14 protein-coding genes and 2 tRNA genes are annotated in these 12,748 nt (G+C 61.3%); 11 read left to right on the top strand and 5 right to left on the bottom strand.

The window, feature by feature from the left end; translation table 11 throughout:
* The first annotated feature begins 56 nt into the window (after positions 1–56).
* The 8 genes from ACEW8N_RS21665 to ACEW8N_RS21630 all read left to right on the top strand — a co-directional run bounded on the left by ACEW8N_RS21665 (position 57) and on the right by ACEW8N_RS21630 (position 8,903).
* Entirely contained in the window at positions 57–437 is a 381-nt protein-coding gene (locus ACEW8N_RS21665) for a hypothetical protein (protein ID WP_373501957.1), read from the top strand.
* Complete coding sequence (locus ACEW8N_RS21660; protein WP_373501956.1) at positions 421–2,109, top strand: hydantoinase/oxoprolinase family protein; 1,689 nt, start codon at positions 421–423, stop codon at positions 2,107–2,109. The genes ACEW8N_RS21665 and ACEW8N_RS21660 overlap by 17 nt, the downstream gene beginning before the upstream one ends.
* A gap of 39 nt (positions 2,110–2,148) precedes the next feature.
* Positions 2,149–3,465: a histone deacetylase gene (locus ACEW8N_RS21655; RefSeq protein ID WP_373501955.1), complete on the top strand. Its 1,317-nt coding sequence runs from the start codon at positions 2,149–2,151 to the stop codon at positions 3,463–3,465.
* Between the two features lie 13 nt (positions 3,466–3,478).
* Positions 3,479–4,396 (top strand): EF-P lysine aminoacylase EpmA, encoded by a 918-nt coding sequence (gene epmA, locus ACEW8N_RS21650; protein WP_373501954.1) that lies wholly within the window; start codon positions 3,479–3,481, stop codon positions 4,394–4,396.
* Between the two features lie 172 nt (positions 4,397–4,568).
* Positions 4,569–5,594, top strand: coding sequence for an amino acid ABC transporter substrate-binding protein (locus ACEW8N_RS21645; RefSeq protein ID WP_373501953.1), 1,026 nt, complete (start codon positions 4,569–4,571; stop codon positions 5,592–5,594).
* 195 nt (positions 5,595–5,789) lie between these two features.
* Positions 5,790–6,983 carry an amino acid ABC transporter permease gene (locus ACEW8N_RS21640; RefSeq protein ID WP_373501952.1) on the top strand — a complete coding sequence of 398 codons (1,194 nt, stop codon included), beginning with the start codon at positions 5,790–5,792 and terminating at the stop codon, positions 6,981–6,983.
* Entirely contained in the window at positions 6,980–8,071 is a 1,092-nt protein-coding gene (locus ACEW8N_RS21635) for an amino acid ABC transporter permease (protein WP_373501951.1), read from the top strand. The genes ACEW8N_RS21640 and ACEW8N_RS21635 overlap by 4 nt, the downstream gene beginning before the upstream one ends.
* Positions 8,072–8,177: 106 nt before the next feature.
* Positions 8,178–8,903: an amino acid ABC transporter ATP-binding protein gene (locus ACEW8N_RS21630; RefSeq protein ID WP_373501977.1), complete on the top strand. Its 726-nt coding sequence runs from the start codon at positions 8,178–8,180 to the stop codon at positions 8,901–8,903.
* Positions 8,904–9,077: 174 nt separating this feature from the next.
* On the opposite strand, the gene ACEW8N_RS21625 is transcribed toward ACEW8N_RS21630, so the two are convergent.
* Positions 9,078–9,560 carry a hypothetical protein gene (locus ACEW8N_RS21625; RefSeq protein WP_373501950.1) on the bottom strand — a complete coding sequence of 161 codons (483 nt, stop codon included), beginning with the start codon at positions 9,558–9,560 and terminating at the stop codon, positions 9,078–9,080.
* Positions 9,561–9,849: 289 nt separating this feature from the next.
* Here ACEW8N_RS21625 and ACEW8N_RS21620 point away from each other — a divergent pair.
* A tRNA-Ser gene (locus ACEW8N_RS21620) sits at positions 9,850–9,937 on the top strand.
* A gap of 23 nt (positions 9,938–9,960) precedes the next feature.
* Positions 9,961–10,054: transfer RNA gene (locus ACEW8N_RS21615), tRNA-Ser, on the top strand.
* A gap of 45 nt (positions 10,055–10,099) precedes the next feature.
* On the opposite strand, the gene ACEW8N_RS21610 is transcribed toward ACEW8N_RS21615, so the two are convergent.
* The 4 genes from ACEW8N_RS21610 to ACEW8N_RS21595 form a co-directional block, all read right to left on the bottom strand.
* Positions 10,100–11,020 carry a tyrosine-type recombinase/integrase gene (locus tag ACEW8N_RS21610; RefSeq protein ID WP_373501949.1) on the bottom strand — a complete coding sequence of 307 codons (921 nt, stop codon included), beginning with the start codon at positions 11,018–11,020 and terminating at the stop codon, positions 10,100–10,102.
* Positions 10,998–11,195, bottom strand: coding sequence for an Arm DNA-binding domain-containing protein (locus ACEW8N_RS21605; RefSeq protein WP_373501948.1), 198 nt, complete (start codon positions 11,193–11,195; stop codon positions 10,998–11,000). The genes ACEW8N_RS21610 and ACEW8N_RS21605 overlap by 23 nt, the downstream gene beginning before the upstream one ends.
* A gap of 469 nt (positions 11,196–11,664) precedes the next feature.
* Entirely contained in the window at positions 11,665–11,862 is a 198-nt protein-coding gene (locus ACEW8N_RS21600) for a hypothetical protein (RefSeq protein WP_373501947.1), read from the bottom strand.
* Positions 11,863–11,878: 16 nt separating this feature from the next.
* Positions 11,879–12,463: a hypothetical protein gene (locus ACEW8N_RS21595; RefSeq protein WP_373501946.1), complete on the bottom strand. Its 585-nt coding sequence runs from the start codon at positions 12,461–12,463 to the stop codon at positions 11,879–11,881.
* Between ACEW8N_RS21595 and ACEW8N_RS21590 the strand changes: the two genes are divergently transcribed.
* The gene (locus ACEW8N_RS21590; RefSeq protein WP_373501945.1) at positions 12,425–12,613 is read left to right on the top strand and encodes a hypothetical protein; all 189 of its coding nucleotides are present in this window, start codon (positions 12,425–12,427) and stop codon (positions 12,611–12,613) included. The two genes, ACEW8N_RS21595 and ACEW8N_RS21590, sit on opposite strands and share 39 nt — an antisense overlap.
* The last annotated feature ends 135 nt before the right edge of the window (positions 12,614–12,748 follow it).

Below are 12,748 nucleotides of genomic sequence, written 5' to 3'. Positions count from 1 at the left end.
CTTATCCGGGCGCCTTTCGGAAGCGTCGCCATACCCCCCGGCAGGCGATACGGCAAATGAAAAAACCGGCGGGGCGGATCGCGGGAGCAAAGGTGCCAGCCCATGCACAGCGGCGCCTGACGCGCATGATGACGTGCATTATATTGACAATTATCCCTCTTTCCGGTAAAATGAAACAATTTTTTACCTTCATCCACAGCCATCCGGCAGCATCAGCGCCATTCCCTCCGGCTGGATTCCGGATGCAAACCAACGGCGGGATGACGGAAGCGGACCAGGGCATCACGGAAGGGATGAATGATGGGGAAGGGAAGCCAATGGCTGAGACGGATCCAATCCTTTTTCCATGCCCCGGCGGATGCGCCCGAGAAACCCCGACCGTCTGCCCCTACGTTTCAGAAGATCAGTCAAGGAAATGCCATGATCATAGGACTTGATGTCGGCGGGACCCATACGGATGTGGTATTGCTGGGAAAAGAAGGGCTGATCCGGGAATACAAGGTCCGCACCGACCCGGAGGACCTGTTCACCACCGTGCTCAGGGGCATCGAGCGGGTCATTGAAGGGATCGATCCGGCGGGCATCAGCCGCGCGGTGCTCAGCACCACCCTCACGACCAACGCCATCGTTCAGGGAAAGAACCCCGAGGTGGGCATGATCGTGTCGGGAGGGCCGGGCATCGACCCGGAGCATTTCCGGACCAACCGCCATTACTACAGCGTCGCCGGCTCCATCGACCACCGGGGGCGCGAGGTTTCGCCCGTGAATCCGGAGGAAATCCGGGGGATCGCCCGAATCCTCAAGGCGGAAGGGATCCGGAACATCGGCATCGTGGGCAAATTCTCCGTCAGAAACCCGGCCCACGAACTGGCCATCCACGACATCATCCAGGACGACTTCGGAAAGATCTTCCTGGGCCACCATGTCTCCGGCAATCTCAACTTTCCCCGGCGCATCGCCACGACCTTCCTCAACACCACCATCCGCCAGATCCACAAGAAATTCTTCGCCGCCGTAAAGCAGTCCCTTGAACAGAAAGGGCTCTTGATCCCCATCCACCTCCTCAAGGCGGACGGCGGCACCATGAGTTTCGAGGCCTCCCTCGATTTTCCGGGACAGACCATTCTTTCAGGGCCGTCGGCCAGCGTCATGGGTGCCATCGCCTTCGCCCCCGAAAACGAGGAGACCCTGGTGCTGGATATCGGCGGCACCACCACCGACATGGCGATCCTGGTAGACCGGGCACCCCTGCTCGACCCGCTGGGGATCACCCTGAACCAGACCCAGACCCTGATCCGCTCCCTGGAAACGAGGTCCATCGGCATCGGCGGCGACAGCGCCGTCCGAATCCAGGACGGGGCGCTGACCATCGGCCCGGACCGGGAGGGGCCGGCCATGGCCTACGGCGGGAAGGTTCCCACCCCCACGGACGCCCTCTTCGTGCTCGAGATCCAGAAGGGAGAGGGCCGGGAGGCTTCGATCGCGGGAATCACCCCCATCGCCCAGGCCTTGGGGCTATCCGTCGAGGCTGCGGCCGAAACCATCTTCGACCAGGCCTGCCGGATCATCCTGACCGAGGCCGGCCGGATGATTGACGCCATCAACAGCAAACCCGTCTACACCGTCCACGAACTCCAGGAGGGGCTTCAGGTCCGCCCCAAGCGGATCCTCGTTCTGGGCGGCCCGGCCCCTGACTTTGCCTGCCGCCTTCAGGCCCTGTCGACCTATGAGGTGCGGGCCGTGCCCCACTGGTCGGTGGCCAACGCCATCGGCGCGGCCCTGGCCCGAACCACCTGCGAGGTCACCCTCATCGGCGACACCCAGCAGGAGATCGCCTTCGCCCCCGGAGAAGACTTCTCTGAAAAGGTGGACCGGAATTTCTCCAAGGAGGCGGCCGTTGAAAAGGCATACGGGCTGCTCCGGAAAAAGGCCCTCCGGATCGGCGCCGAGATGGAAGACCTGGAGATGGAGGTCACCGAAAGCCTTCAGTTCAACATGGTCCGCGGATTCTACACCGCCGGCCGCAACATCCGGGTGAAGGTCCAGGTCAAACCGGGGCTCATCCACGGCTACAGCGCCATTTTAGAGAGGCTGTCATCGGGTGCCTGAGGCATCCCGCAACCATCCATGAACTTGCCGGAGGCTGCCATGCTTCACGCCAAACATAAAACCGGGCTGGTCTTCTTTCCGGCCTTCGACTGGGCCATCAGCCCCAATCATCCCGAGCGGGAGGAACGGCTCCTGTATACCCAGGACCAGGTCCTCGAGGAGGGCCTCCTCGACATCGAGGGGATCATCGAGTACAAACCCGACATCGCCACCATCCGGGACATCCAGCGGGCCCATTTCTGCGTTCCCGACGAATGGCAGGTCACGACGGAATCCCATTTCATCAGCGCGGGAGGGGCCAAAACCATCGGCATGGCCGTGATGGACAAGCAGATCGAGCGTGGGTTCGCCCTCGTCCGGCCCCCGGGACACCATGCCATGCGGGTGGTCCACGGCTCTCGGGGCTTCTGCAACATCAACATCGAAGCCATGATGGTCGAATTCCTCCGGACGGCCTACAAGGTGAACCGGGTCGCCATCGTCGACACCGACTGCCACCACGGCGACGGGACCCAGGACATCTACTGGCACGACCCCGACGTCCTTTTCATCTCCCTGCACCAGGACGGCCGGACCCTCTACCCGGGCTCCGGGTTCCTCAACGAGCTGGGGGGCCCCAACGCCGCCGGTCTGACGATGAACATCCCCCTGCCGCCCAACACCTCCGAAGACGGGTTCATCTATACCATCGAAAACATGGTGCTGCCCATCCTGGAAGACTTCAAGCCGGACATCATCGTCAATTCGGCCGGGCAGGACAACCATTACGCCGACCCCCTCACCAACATGAACTTTTCGGCCCAGGGGTACGCCCGGCTGACCGAGCTCCTGAAGCCCGACATTGCCGTCCTGGAAGGCGGCTATTCCATCGAGAGCGCCCTGCCCTACATGAACGTCGGGATCATCCTCGCCATGGCCGGCCTCGACTACAGCCGGGTCACGGAGCCCGACTACGATCCCGAGCGCATCCGCCAGGGCCGAGACGTGACGGAATACATCCGGAAGCTGAGCGACAAGGTCATGACGGCATGGAAAAAACGCGACGACACCCGCCGGGAGCGCCAGGCCGGCAAGAGCTTCGACCACCGGCGGCGGACCGTATTCTACGACACGGACAACATCCTGGAAAAGCAGGAGGAGACCGTCCGGATCTGCGAGGACTGCGGCGGCTGCTGGTCCATCGACACCGCCTCGGACGGCAGAAAACACGCCCTGGCCGTCCACATCCCCGTCAAAGCATGCCCGGCGTGCCGGGAGACCGCATACCAGTGGTACGAGTCGGCGGACCTGAAAACCTTCGACATGGCCCTTCTCCAGGACCGCCACCAGGACCGCTACCTGAAGCGGGACCTTTAGCCCCCGCCCGTCCATGGTTTTCCGCCAGTCCGCCCTCCGGGCCAACCTGATCCTGAGGGCAGAGGTTTTTCAGGCCGTCCGGCGGTTTTTCATCGCGGCGGATTTCCTCGAGGTCGAAACCCCCTGGCGGATCCCTGCCCCGGCACCGGAGGCCCACATTGAGGCGGTGCCCGCCTGCGGCTGGTTCATCCACACCTCCCCGGAGCTCTGCATGAAGCGGCTCCTCGCGGCCGGCTACCCGCGCATCTTCCAGATCTGCCGGTGCGCCCGGAACAGGGAGCGGGGGGACCGGCACCTGCCTGAATTCACCCTCCTGGAATGGTACGCGGCGGGATGGACCTATCGGGAGATGATGGCCCACTGCGAGGCCCTCCTCCTGGACGTCAGCCGCAGCCTGGGGCGAGGCGACCGCCTCGTCTTCCGTGGGCATGCCGTCGACTTGGCGCCCCCCTGGCATCGGCTGCCCGTCCGGGAGGCTTTTGAGCGCTTGGCTCCCGTCTCCATGGACGACGCCCTCGCCCGGGGCCGGTTCGATGAGATGATCGGCTGCGTCATCGAACCCCGCCTGGGACTGGAAAAACCGGTCTTCCTCCACGATTATCCGGCCCAGTGCGGGGCCTTGGCCCGGCTTGCGCCGGGCGACCCGTCCACGGCCGAGCGCTTCGAGCTGTACATCTGCGGCATGGAGCTGTGCAACGCCTTCACGGAGCTGACCGACCCCCGGGAGCAGCGGCGGCGCTTCGAAGATGAAGCCGCCCGGCGGGCGGCGGCGGGCCTCCTGGCCTATCCGTCGCCGGAGCGCTTTCTGGAAGCCCTCGAACACATGCCGCCGGCTTCGGGAAACGCCATGGGCCTCGACCGTCTGGTCATGCTTTTCGCCGATACGGCCAGGATCGACGACGTGGTGGCCTTCATCCCCGAGGAGCTGTAGCCCCCCAAACGGGCCGCCCGCAGGAACACGGAATGTAACATTTCATTTTACTGGCTAAAACGTCTTCATTTGTGATAAAATACCTTAAATGAACGTCAAGATGCGGCGATTGCGGTCCCATGGATTGCAGTCAACTTATTGAACCTGTCAACGCGAGAAGGAGGAATTTCCCATGAAAGGACGAGTGAGGTTATTGGCAGCGGTTGTTCTGGCGGTTCTCATGACCATCCCCGCGGGCCTGTGGGCCGGCGAGACCCTGGATGCCGTCAAGAAGAAAGGATTTATCGCGATCGGCGTCAACGGCAGCCTCTTCGGCTTCGGCCAGCCCGATGAAAAAGGCGCCTGGAAAGGCCTGGACGTGGACACCGGGCGGGCCATTGCGGCCGCGGTTTTCGGGGACACCACCAAAATAAAATTCATCCCGTTGACCGCCGTTCAGCGGTTTACGGCGCTCCAGTCGGGTGAGGTCGATGTCCTCTGCCGGAACGCCACCCGGATCCTGACCCGGGATACCCAGCTCGGGCTCAATTTCGCGACGGTCAACTACTATGACGGCCAGGCCTTCATGGTTCCCAAAAAGCTGGGGATCAAAAGCGCCAAGGAGCTGAGCGGCGCCACCGTCTGCGTCCTTCCCGGAACCACCACCGAACAGAACGCCGCCGATTTCTTCCGGTCCAACAAGCTCACCTGGAAGCCCGTGGTCATCGAACAGAACGCGGAACTCGCCAAGGCCTTTTTCGCCGGGCGCTGCGACTGTCTGACCTCCGACGCCTCCCAGCTTGCCGGAACCCGGGCCGTTGCGCCCACTCCCGCCGACTACGTCATCCTTCCCGATGTCATCTCCAAGGAGCCCCTGGCGCCCGCGGTCCGCCACGGCGACGACCAGTGGCGGGATGTCGTCGATTACGCGGTCCTGGCCATGATCAATGCCGAGGAGCTGGGGATCACCTCCGCCAACGTCGACGAGATGCTGAAAAGCACCGACCCCTCCATCCAGCGGTTTCTGGGGGTCACCCCGGGCAACGGGGCAGCCCTGGGCCTGGATGAAAAATTCGCCTACAACATTGTCAAGCAGGTCGGCAACTACGGCGAGATCTTCGAACGGAACGTGGGCGTCAACAGCCCGCTTGGGCTGGAGCGCGGCCTGAACGCCCTCTATACCAACGGCGGACTCATGTACGCACCGCCCTTCAAATAGATCGGACACGCCCGCCCCGGGGACCGTCATGGATGCGGTCCGCCGGGGGGGTCCAGGCCGCGCGATCCCCGGGCGACCGGCACCGTCATGCAGGGGAAATCACCGCCGCCTGGCCGCCTGACGCCCTCACCCGGCGGTGCCGACCCGACGGCTTCCTTTTCGAAACCGTTCACCCCGACAGCAGAGAAGATCGCCATGCAGCAACAGGACATCCCCACACCAGAGCATCCGGGGGAGAAGGCCTCCTTCTGGCATGATCCGGACAAGCTGGCCGTCTTTTACCAGTCCCTGGCCCTCGCCGTCGTCATCCTCGTCGGCTACTACCTCTTTACCAACACCCTCACCAACCTGGCGCGCCAGAACATCGCCACCGGCTTCGGTTTTTTGGGCAAGGAAGCCTCCTTCGAGATCGGCGAGTCCCTCATCCCCTATTCCGCGGCCGACAGTTATGTTCGGGCCCTCGCCGTGGGGATCCTCAACACCCTCAAGGTCGCCTGCATCGGGATCTTCCTCACCGTCATCCTGGGGACCTTCGTGGGCATCGCGCGGCTCTCGAGCAACTGGCTCGTCTCCCGGATGGCGGCGGTCTACACCGAGGTGCTCCAGGACGTCCCCATCTTGCTCCAGCTCTTTTTCTGGTACGCCATCTTTTACGAGGTCCTCCCGTCGCCCCGGCAGGCCCTGCACCCCTTCCCCGGCATCTTCCTGAGCAACCGCGGCATGGTGATGGGGGTCCCCGAGAGCCACCCGGCCCACACCTGGATGCTCCTGGCCTTTGCGGCCGGATGCCTGGCCGTCTGGATCCTCCGCCAGTGGGCGCGAAAGCGCCAGGAGAACACCGGCCGGATCTTCCCCGTATTCTGGACCTCCGCGGCCATCCTCCTGGCCCTGCCCGCGGCCGCCTGGCTTGCGGGCGGCGCACCCGTCAAGATGAACGTTCCCGAATTACAGGGCTTCAATTACCATGGGGGGATCAATATCTCCCCGGAATTCGCAGCCCTCCTTCTCGGGCTGGTCCTCTATACGGCCGCCTTCGTGGCGGAGATCGTCCGGGCCGGCATTCAGTCGGTGAGCCACGGCCAGACCGAGGCCGCCATGTCCCTGGGGCTCCGGCCGGGAAAGGTGCTTCAACTCGTGATCCTGCCCCAGGCCCTCCGGGTGATCATCCCGCCGTTGACCAGTCAGATGCTCAACCTGACCAAGAACAGCTCCCTGGCCGTGGCCATCGGGTTTCCCGACTTCGTCTCGGTCGCCAACACGACCATCAACCAGACCGGCCAGGCCATCGAAGGGATCGCCCTGATCATGGCCGTCTACCTTTTTTTGAGCCTCACTACCTCGGTCTATATGAACTGGTACAACAAGAAAGCCAAGCTGGTGGAAAGATGACCGCACCCCCAACCGCGACCCCGGCCTATCCCGACATCAAGCCCCCGGTCACCAGCGTAGGCGTGATCGGGTGGATGCGCGCCAACCTGTTCAATTCCTGGTTCAACTCCATCCTGACGCTGCTTGCGGCGGCGGGCCTCTGGCAAACCGCGCCGCCGTTCATCCGGTGGGCGTTCATCGACAGCCTCTGGACCTCCACCGGTGAGGCGTGCCACGCCTCCGGCGGCGCCTGCTGGTCGATCATTCCGGCCAACATCCGCTTCATCCTGTTCGGTTTCTATCCGCCCGATCAGCAGTGGCGTCCCCTTGCAGCCATGATCCTCCTCGTCGTCCTGATCCTCATTACCCGAAACCGGCGGTGGTGGTGCCGGACCCTGACCTGGGCCTGGCTGGCGGGCCTGGCCGTCATGGGGATCCTTATGCGGGGCGGAATTTTCGGTCTTTCACCCGTGGAAAGCACCCAGTGGGGGGGGATGCCCCTCACCCTGATCCTCGCCATCTTCGGCCTGACGGCGGCCTACCCCCTGGGGGTCGTCCTGGCCCTGGGGCGGCAGTCCCGGCTGCCGGCCATCAAGGCCCTCTGCGTCATCTACATCGAGCTGATCCGGGGCGTGCCGCTCATCAGCCTCCTCTTCATGTCCTCCATCATCTTCCCCCTGTTTCTGCCCGAGGGGGTGACGATCAACAAGATCATCCGGGCCCAGGCGGCCATCATTCTCTTTACGGCGGCCTATATCGCGGAGGTGGTCCGGGGCGGACTCCAGGCCATCCCCAAAGGGCAGTTCGAGGCCGCCGAGTCCCTGGGCCTCAACTATGTCAAGACCATGCGCCTCGTCGTGCTGCCCCAGGCCCTCAAGATCGTCATCCCGCCCACGGTGAGCATCCTGATCTCCGCCTTCAAGGACACCTCCCTCGTGGTCATCATCGCCCTTTACGACATCCTGAAGACGACCCAGTCCACCCTCTCCAACCCTAAATGGATGGGGTTTTCCACCGAGGCGTACATCTTTCTGGCGGTGATCTATTTCATCTGCTGCTTTTTCATGTCCAACTGGAGCCGGCAGCTCGAAAAAGACCTGAGCACCTGACGGCAAGCCCGTGAACCATCAACCCGGAGAAGATCGTTCCATGAGCCCAAACCAACCCCCCACGACAAGCGAGAGCCCAGGTCAGGGCCTCGACTCCCGAAAGCCGATCATCGAGATCATCGGCATGCATAAATGGTACGGGGAGTTCCACGTCCTGAAGGATATCCACCTCAAGGTCAACCCCAAGGAGCGGATCGTGGTATGCGGCCCCTCGGGATCGGGGAAATCGACCATGATCCGGTGTATCAACCGCCTGGAGGAGCACCAGCGGGGGAAGATCATCGTCGACGACATCGAGCTGACGAACAACCTGAAAAATATCGAGAAGATCCGTGAAGAGGTGGGCATGGTCTTCCAGCACTTCAACCTCTTCCCCCACCTCACCATTCTGGAGAATCTTGCCCTGGGGCCTATCTGGGTCCGGAAAATCCCCAAGAAGGAGGCCGAGGAGACGGCCATGGTTTTCCTGGAAAAGGTCCACATTGCCGAGCAGGCCCGGAAATACCCCGGCCAGCTCTCGGGCGGCCAGCAGCAGCGGGTGGCCATCGCCCGCAGCCTCTGCATGAAGCCAAAGGTGATGCTCTTCGACGAGCCCACCTCGGCCCTCGACCCCGAAATGGTCAAGGAGGTGCTGGACGTCATGATCAGCCTGGCCCAGGAGGGGATGACCATGATCGTCGTGACGCACGAGATGGGGTTCGCCAGGAGCGTGGCCCACCGGGTCCTCTTTATGGACGAAGGGCGGATCGTCGAGGAGAACGAGCCCGAGGCCTTCTTCAAGAATCCCCAGCACGAGCGCACCCAGCTCTTCCTCAGCCAGATCCTCCACTGACCGCAGGGGCTGCCGGCGCCGCCAACCTGCCGCCCATGAGATGCCGCGGCCGCGTCATCTCGTCATTTCCGTTCTGCGTCGGTGTCGCATGAAAAAAAGGCGGGTGCCTGAAAAAGGCGTCCCGAGCGCACGGAGCGCACGCCCGGAGCAGATCATCGAGGGCGGCCCGATGGCTCAGGCGTCGTCGTCAATGTCCAGGGATTCGTCATCCGCGATCTTGAGGGAGGCGTTGGTGCTGATATTGAGGTCGTCATCGTCTCCGAATTCATCGTCCAGGGTGTCCTCTTCGTCATCCAGGAGATCGTCAAGGTCGGCCGAATCCTCTTCTATTTCGATTACCCCGATCGGCTCGTGATCCGGAACGATCAGTTCGATATCATCGAAAACGACCTCCGCGGACGCGCCGCCGCCCGTCTTGTAGAGATCCATGACCTGATCGGCGATCTTGTCCATGTACATGGACGGGGGGTACATGTTCCGGGTCCGGAGATGGGACATGACCGCCGCCTTGCCCTGGGCCACGGCGTCGGCCACCATGTCGCCGACGTAGGTCTCCTCGCAGAGCAGGGAGAGGAGTTCCTTGTCCAGCTCGGCATGCTCCTGGAGAACCAGGGCGTTCTTTTCGTCGTCTTTGATAATGACATATTTCTGTTTCATCGTTTTTCTCCTTCGATATACTCGCCATGCCGACAATCGGCGGCCGGGGTTCGGGTTCCCCATATCGGCCTTCAGCGATCGGCGCGAATCTGATTTCGTTGAATGGCCTGGGAAACCACAAAATTTTCCCTGTGTCAACACACAAGATCGCGGGAACAAAAGCGACCCCAGGCTGTTTTTACGCGGATTCAGGAACGGCTTCCCCTGAAGCAGGAGAATACCGCCGAAAAAAATATTGACCGGCCCTGGAGAAGGTGTTAATAGAATTTGCTCCGCAAAGGAGATCGAAGGAGGGATGGCCGAGTGGTTTAAGGCGGCGGTCTTGAAAACCGTTGAGTGTCAAAGCTCCGTGGGTTCGAATCCTACTCCCTCCGCCACCCGCGGACAACAAACAGTATACGGAGAGATGGCCGAGTCGGCTGAAGGCGCTCGCCTGCTAAGCGAGTGTACGGTGTCAAGCTGTACCGAGGGTTCGAATCCCTCTCTCTCCGCCATTATCAAGGGTTTGAGATGAATTCTCAAACCCTTTTTTTTGTGCCTCAAACAGCCTCAGTCTCATTGTTTGTACTACTTTTTGTACTACTTTCAGTGGTGAGCGGCTGCTCAAGCATGGCCACCACGTTGTCCATAGGTCGGATCTCATGGAGATAATGCTCAGTAGTGTCGATACGCTGGTGTCCCAAGAACGCCTGTATCTGCCTCGGGCTGGCTTTGTGGCTATCAGAAAGGATCGAGGCCACCAGGTGGCGGATGGCATGCAAGGTAAACGGCTTGACCCCGGCAATATGACAGAGCCGGGTCATCATGCCTTTTTTTGCTTCCCGTGAATACCTCCCGCCGGTTTTCGCTGATGTGAACACGAACGGGCTGTCCTGGTCCCGGTGCTGCCCTCTGCGCCACAGCACATCGTGGAGTATCTGGTTCATGGGGATGGTGCGGCCTTCGAGGCTGCCACCCTTGCGCTTCCGGGTGTGCAGCCGGACGAACCGGTTCTGGAAGTTGACGTCCTCCCATGTGAGCCGCTCGATGATTTCCCCGCGGCGGCCGGCGGTATGGTAGAGCACCAGAAGGAGGTCACGTTCGTCTCCCTGGGCCACCATGAGCACCCGGTTAAAATCCTCGGCGGTCGGGATGTATTTACGAGGGCGCTCCTCCGGGTACGACGTGATCATGGCGATGGAGCGTGCCGTTTCGACTGGGGTAAGGCCTCGGCGGGAGGCCCAGTTGTAAAGGGCTTTAAGGTCAGGGAGATCCCGATTGGCGGCCTTGGGGCCGCGAATCTGCCGCTGCTCGGCGAGGAACGCTTCGACAGTAGTGGTGGTCAGTGTAGCGGCCTCGAAGTCCGCGCGGACGAAGCCGACCAGGGAGCGGAATACGAAAGCCTTCTGTCGGATCGTGTTAGGCTGGAAGCGGCCCTGGCAGAAGTCCAGGTAGGCTTCACAGAGACCTGAGAATGCCATACTTGTCGGCTGTTCCGGACTGGGACTCATGACTTTTTTTTTGATGTTCTATTTCGGCCTTTAGAGCTTCCCGTTTGGTCTTGAATCCTTCTCGTTTGTACTGTCGGCCCTTCAACGTGAACTTGTATGTCCACTGGTCTTGGTACCAGCCGCTCTTCACCTTCCATACTGTCATAGTTGGCTCCTTGTTGGCGCAGATATTCGATAACGTCTGCGAGAATGAAACGTGCCCCGCGGGCATCACTGCCATGCGTGACCCTGATGTGTGGGATCTCACGCCAGATTTTTAGTGCGGTTTCTTTCGAGATGAGGAGGTAGGCCGCCAAGCCGTCAATATCGGTAACGAACGGAACGGGAGCATGCCTGACTTGGTTATCAACTGGATAACTCTCTAATAAGTGCAATTTGACTCTTCCGTCTGTATCCTCCGGATTGTTGGACATCCGTTTTTCTTCGATCGCTGTCATATGCTTGTTCAGGTCTCCGTCTCGTTAATTTAAAGCGATACGACAGATTGGTCGATTGCTCAGAAAAGTTAACTGGTTGAGCCTCCTTTTTTTTATCGAAAGCATTAATTCTGAGGCCCCACGGGCAAAAAGATCACCCGAAGGGCCTTCATCGTTCACCGATCGCTTCATGCCCGCCTATGACGTATCCACGCGCCGTCGGCTGAATTCCCTGGCTGCCATATACAGACCGTAGCCTATGCCCGTGGAGACGCTCACCAACGCCGCGGCCGCGCCGATAGACACCACATTGGCAGGGCTGCCCTGGGCGTGAACCAGGATCCGGCCGCCGGCATCGAGGGCGACCTCAACGATTTCTGCAACAACAGCGTTCATATCAAGCTCCCTCCCCTCAAACGGCCATGCGGAGCCGTCGGCGCGGCAGCTCCTCCACTGCGCTTTCAACAGCCGCCCGGAGTCCTGCCATTTCCATCTGTACCCGGCGGCGGATGAAAATGTTGCTCCAGTGGTCACCCGATGCGGCATTACCGATCAGCTGCCGGGCCTGCATCGTCAGCTCCCTGAGCTGATCGTCCTCGAAGATGTTCCGGGCGTCGAGGGAATCCAAGAACTCCGACATTCGCTCAAACATCTTCGGGGTCAGCATCCTTGGCCGGTCACCATCGGATGACAAACGGCGTGACAGGCTTTCGACCACTTGTGCGAACTCCTCGCGGAGGGCGGCCTGAGCAAGATCCCGGGTCTCCGTCATCATGTCCTGGAACTTCCGTTTCTCACGCTCGTAGATCTCCGGCGACAGCAGGGTACTCCTCCCGGGCACCTCGATGGCCAGGAACCTCCAGGTAAAACCGAACCTCGGCAGGATGTCCACGGGGTAGTCGGCGTCGTCGAACAGCTCACCCAGGATCTTCCTGGCCTGGCGTCGGGCATCGACGTATTGGTTTTCGAAATTGAGCACCTCGGCCTGGAACGCCATTTTGAGATCATCCAGCTGTGCATCTACGACGTCGAGGCTTTCTTTCGGGATCAGGTAGACGGACTGGATGGGGAACGGCAGGGCGTGTTTCTGGACCAGCTTGCGGGCGCGCCCTGCAACCAGGCGGACGGGTGCCAGCAGCTCGTGTAGATTTTTTCGTTAAATTCCCAGAATTTTCCCGCGGAGATTTACCGAGGGAAAAAGGGCTCGGCGTGAGCCGAGCCCTTTTTTGAGAGGCAGACAGCAGTCTACCGCACCGGGCTATCCCTTGGCGCCGGAGTCCCC

The organism is Desulfococcus sp. (genome assembly GCF_041737845.1).
GTDB lineage: Bacteria > Desulfobacterota > Desulfobacteria > Desulfobacterales > Desulfococcaceae > Desulfococcus.
The sequence above is the reverse complement of the archived record's forward strand: the minus strand, read 5'-3'. Positions and strand labels throughout refer to the sequence as shown.

What these genes read in the sequence shown, in the direction of transcription:
- ACEW8N_RS21640 (WP_373501952.1), top strand. Translation starts at nt 5,790, where the DNA reads ATGCAGCAACAGGACATCCCCACACCAGAGCATCCGGGGGAGAAGGCC.
- ACEW8N_RS21660 (WP_373501956.1), top strand. Translation starts at nt 421, where the DNA reads ATGATCATAGGACTTGATGTCGGCGGGACCCATACGGATGTGGTATTG.
- ACEW8N_RS21645 (WP_373501953.1), top strand. Translation starts at nt 4,569, where the DNA reads ATGAAAGGACGAGTGAGGTTATTGGCAGCGGTTGTTCTGGCGGTTCTC.
- epmA (WP_373501954.1), top strand. Translation starts at nt 3,479, where the DNA reads ATGGTTTTCCGCCAGTCCGCCCTCCGGGCCAACCTGATCCTGAGGGCA.
- ACEW8N_RS21605 (WP_373501948.1), bottom strand. Translation starts at nt 11,195, where the DNA reads ATGACAGTATGGAAGGTGAAGAGCGGCTGGTACCAAGACCAGTGGACA.
- ACEW8N_RS21635 (WP_373501951.1), top strand. Translation starts at nt 6,980, where the DNA reads ATGACCGCACCCCCAACCGCGACCCCGGCCTATCCCGACATCAAGCCC.
- ACEW8N_RS21595 (WP_373501946.1), bottom strand. Translation starts at nt 12,463, where the DNA reads ATGGCGTTCCAGGCCGAGGTGCTCAATTTCGAAAACCAATACGTCGAT.
- ACEW8N_RS21610 (WP_373501949.1), bottom strand. Translation starts at nt 11,020, where the DNA reads ATGGCATTCTCAGGTCTCTGTGAAGCCTACCTGGACTTCTGCCAGGGC.
- ACEW8N_RS21625 (WP_373501950.1), bottom strand. Translation starts at nt 9,560, where the DNA reads ATGAAACAGAAATATGTCATTATCAAAGACGACGAAAAGAACGCCCTG.
- ACEW8N_RS21665 (WP_373501957.1), top strand. Translation starts at nt 57, where the DNA reads ATGAAAAAACCGGCGGGGCGGATCGCGGGAGCAAAGGTGCCAGCCCAT.
- ACEW8N_RS21655 (WP_373501955.1), top strand. Translation starts at nt 2,149, where the DNA reads ATGCTTCACGCCAAACATAAAACCGGGCTGGTCTTCTTTCCGGCCTTC.
- ACEW8N_RS21600 (WP_373501947.1), bottom strand. Translation starts at nt 11,862, where the DNA reads ATGAACGCTGTTGTTGCAGAAATCGTTGAGGTCGCCCTCGATGCCGGC.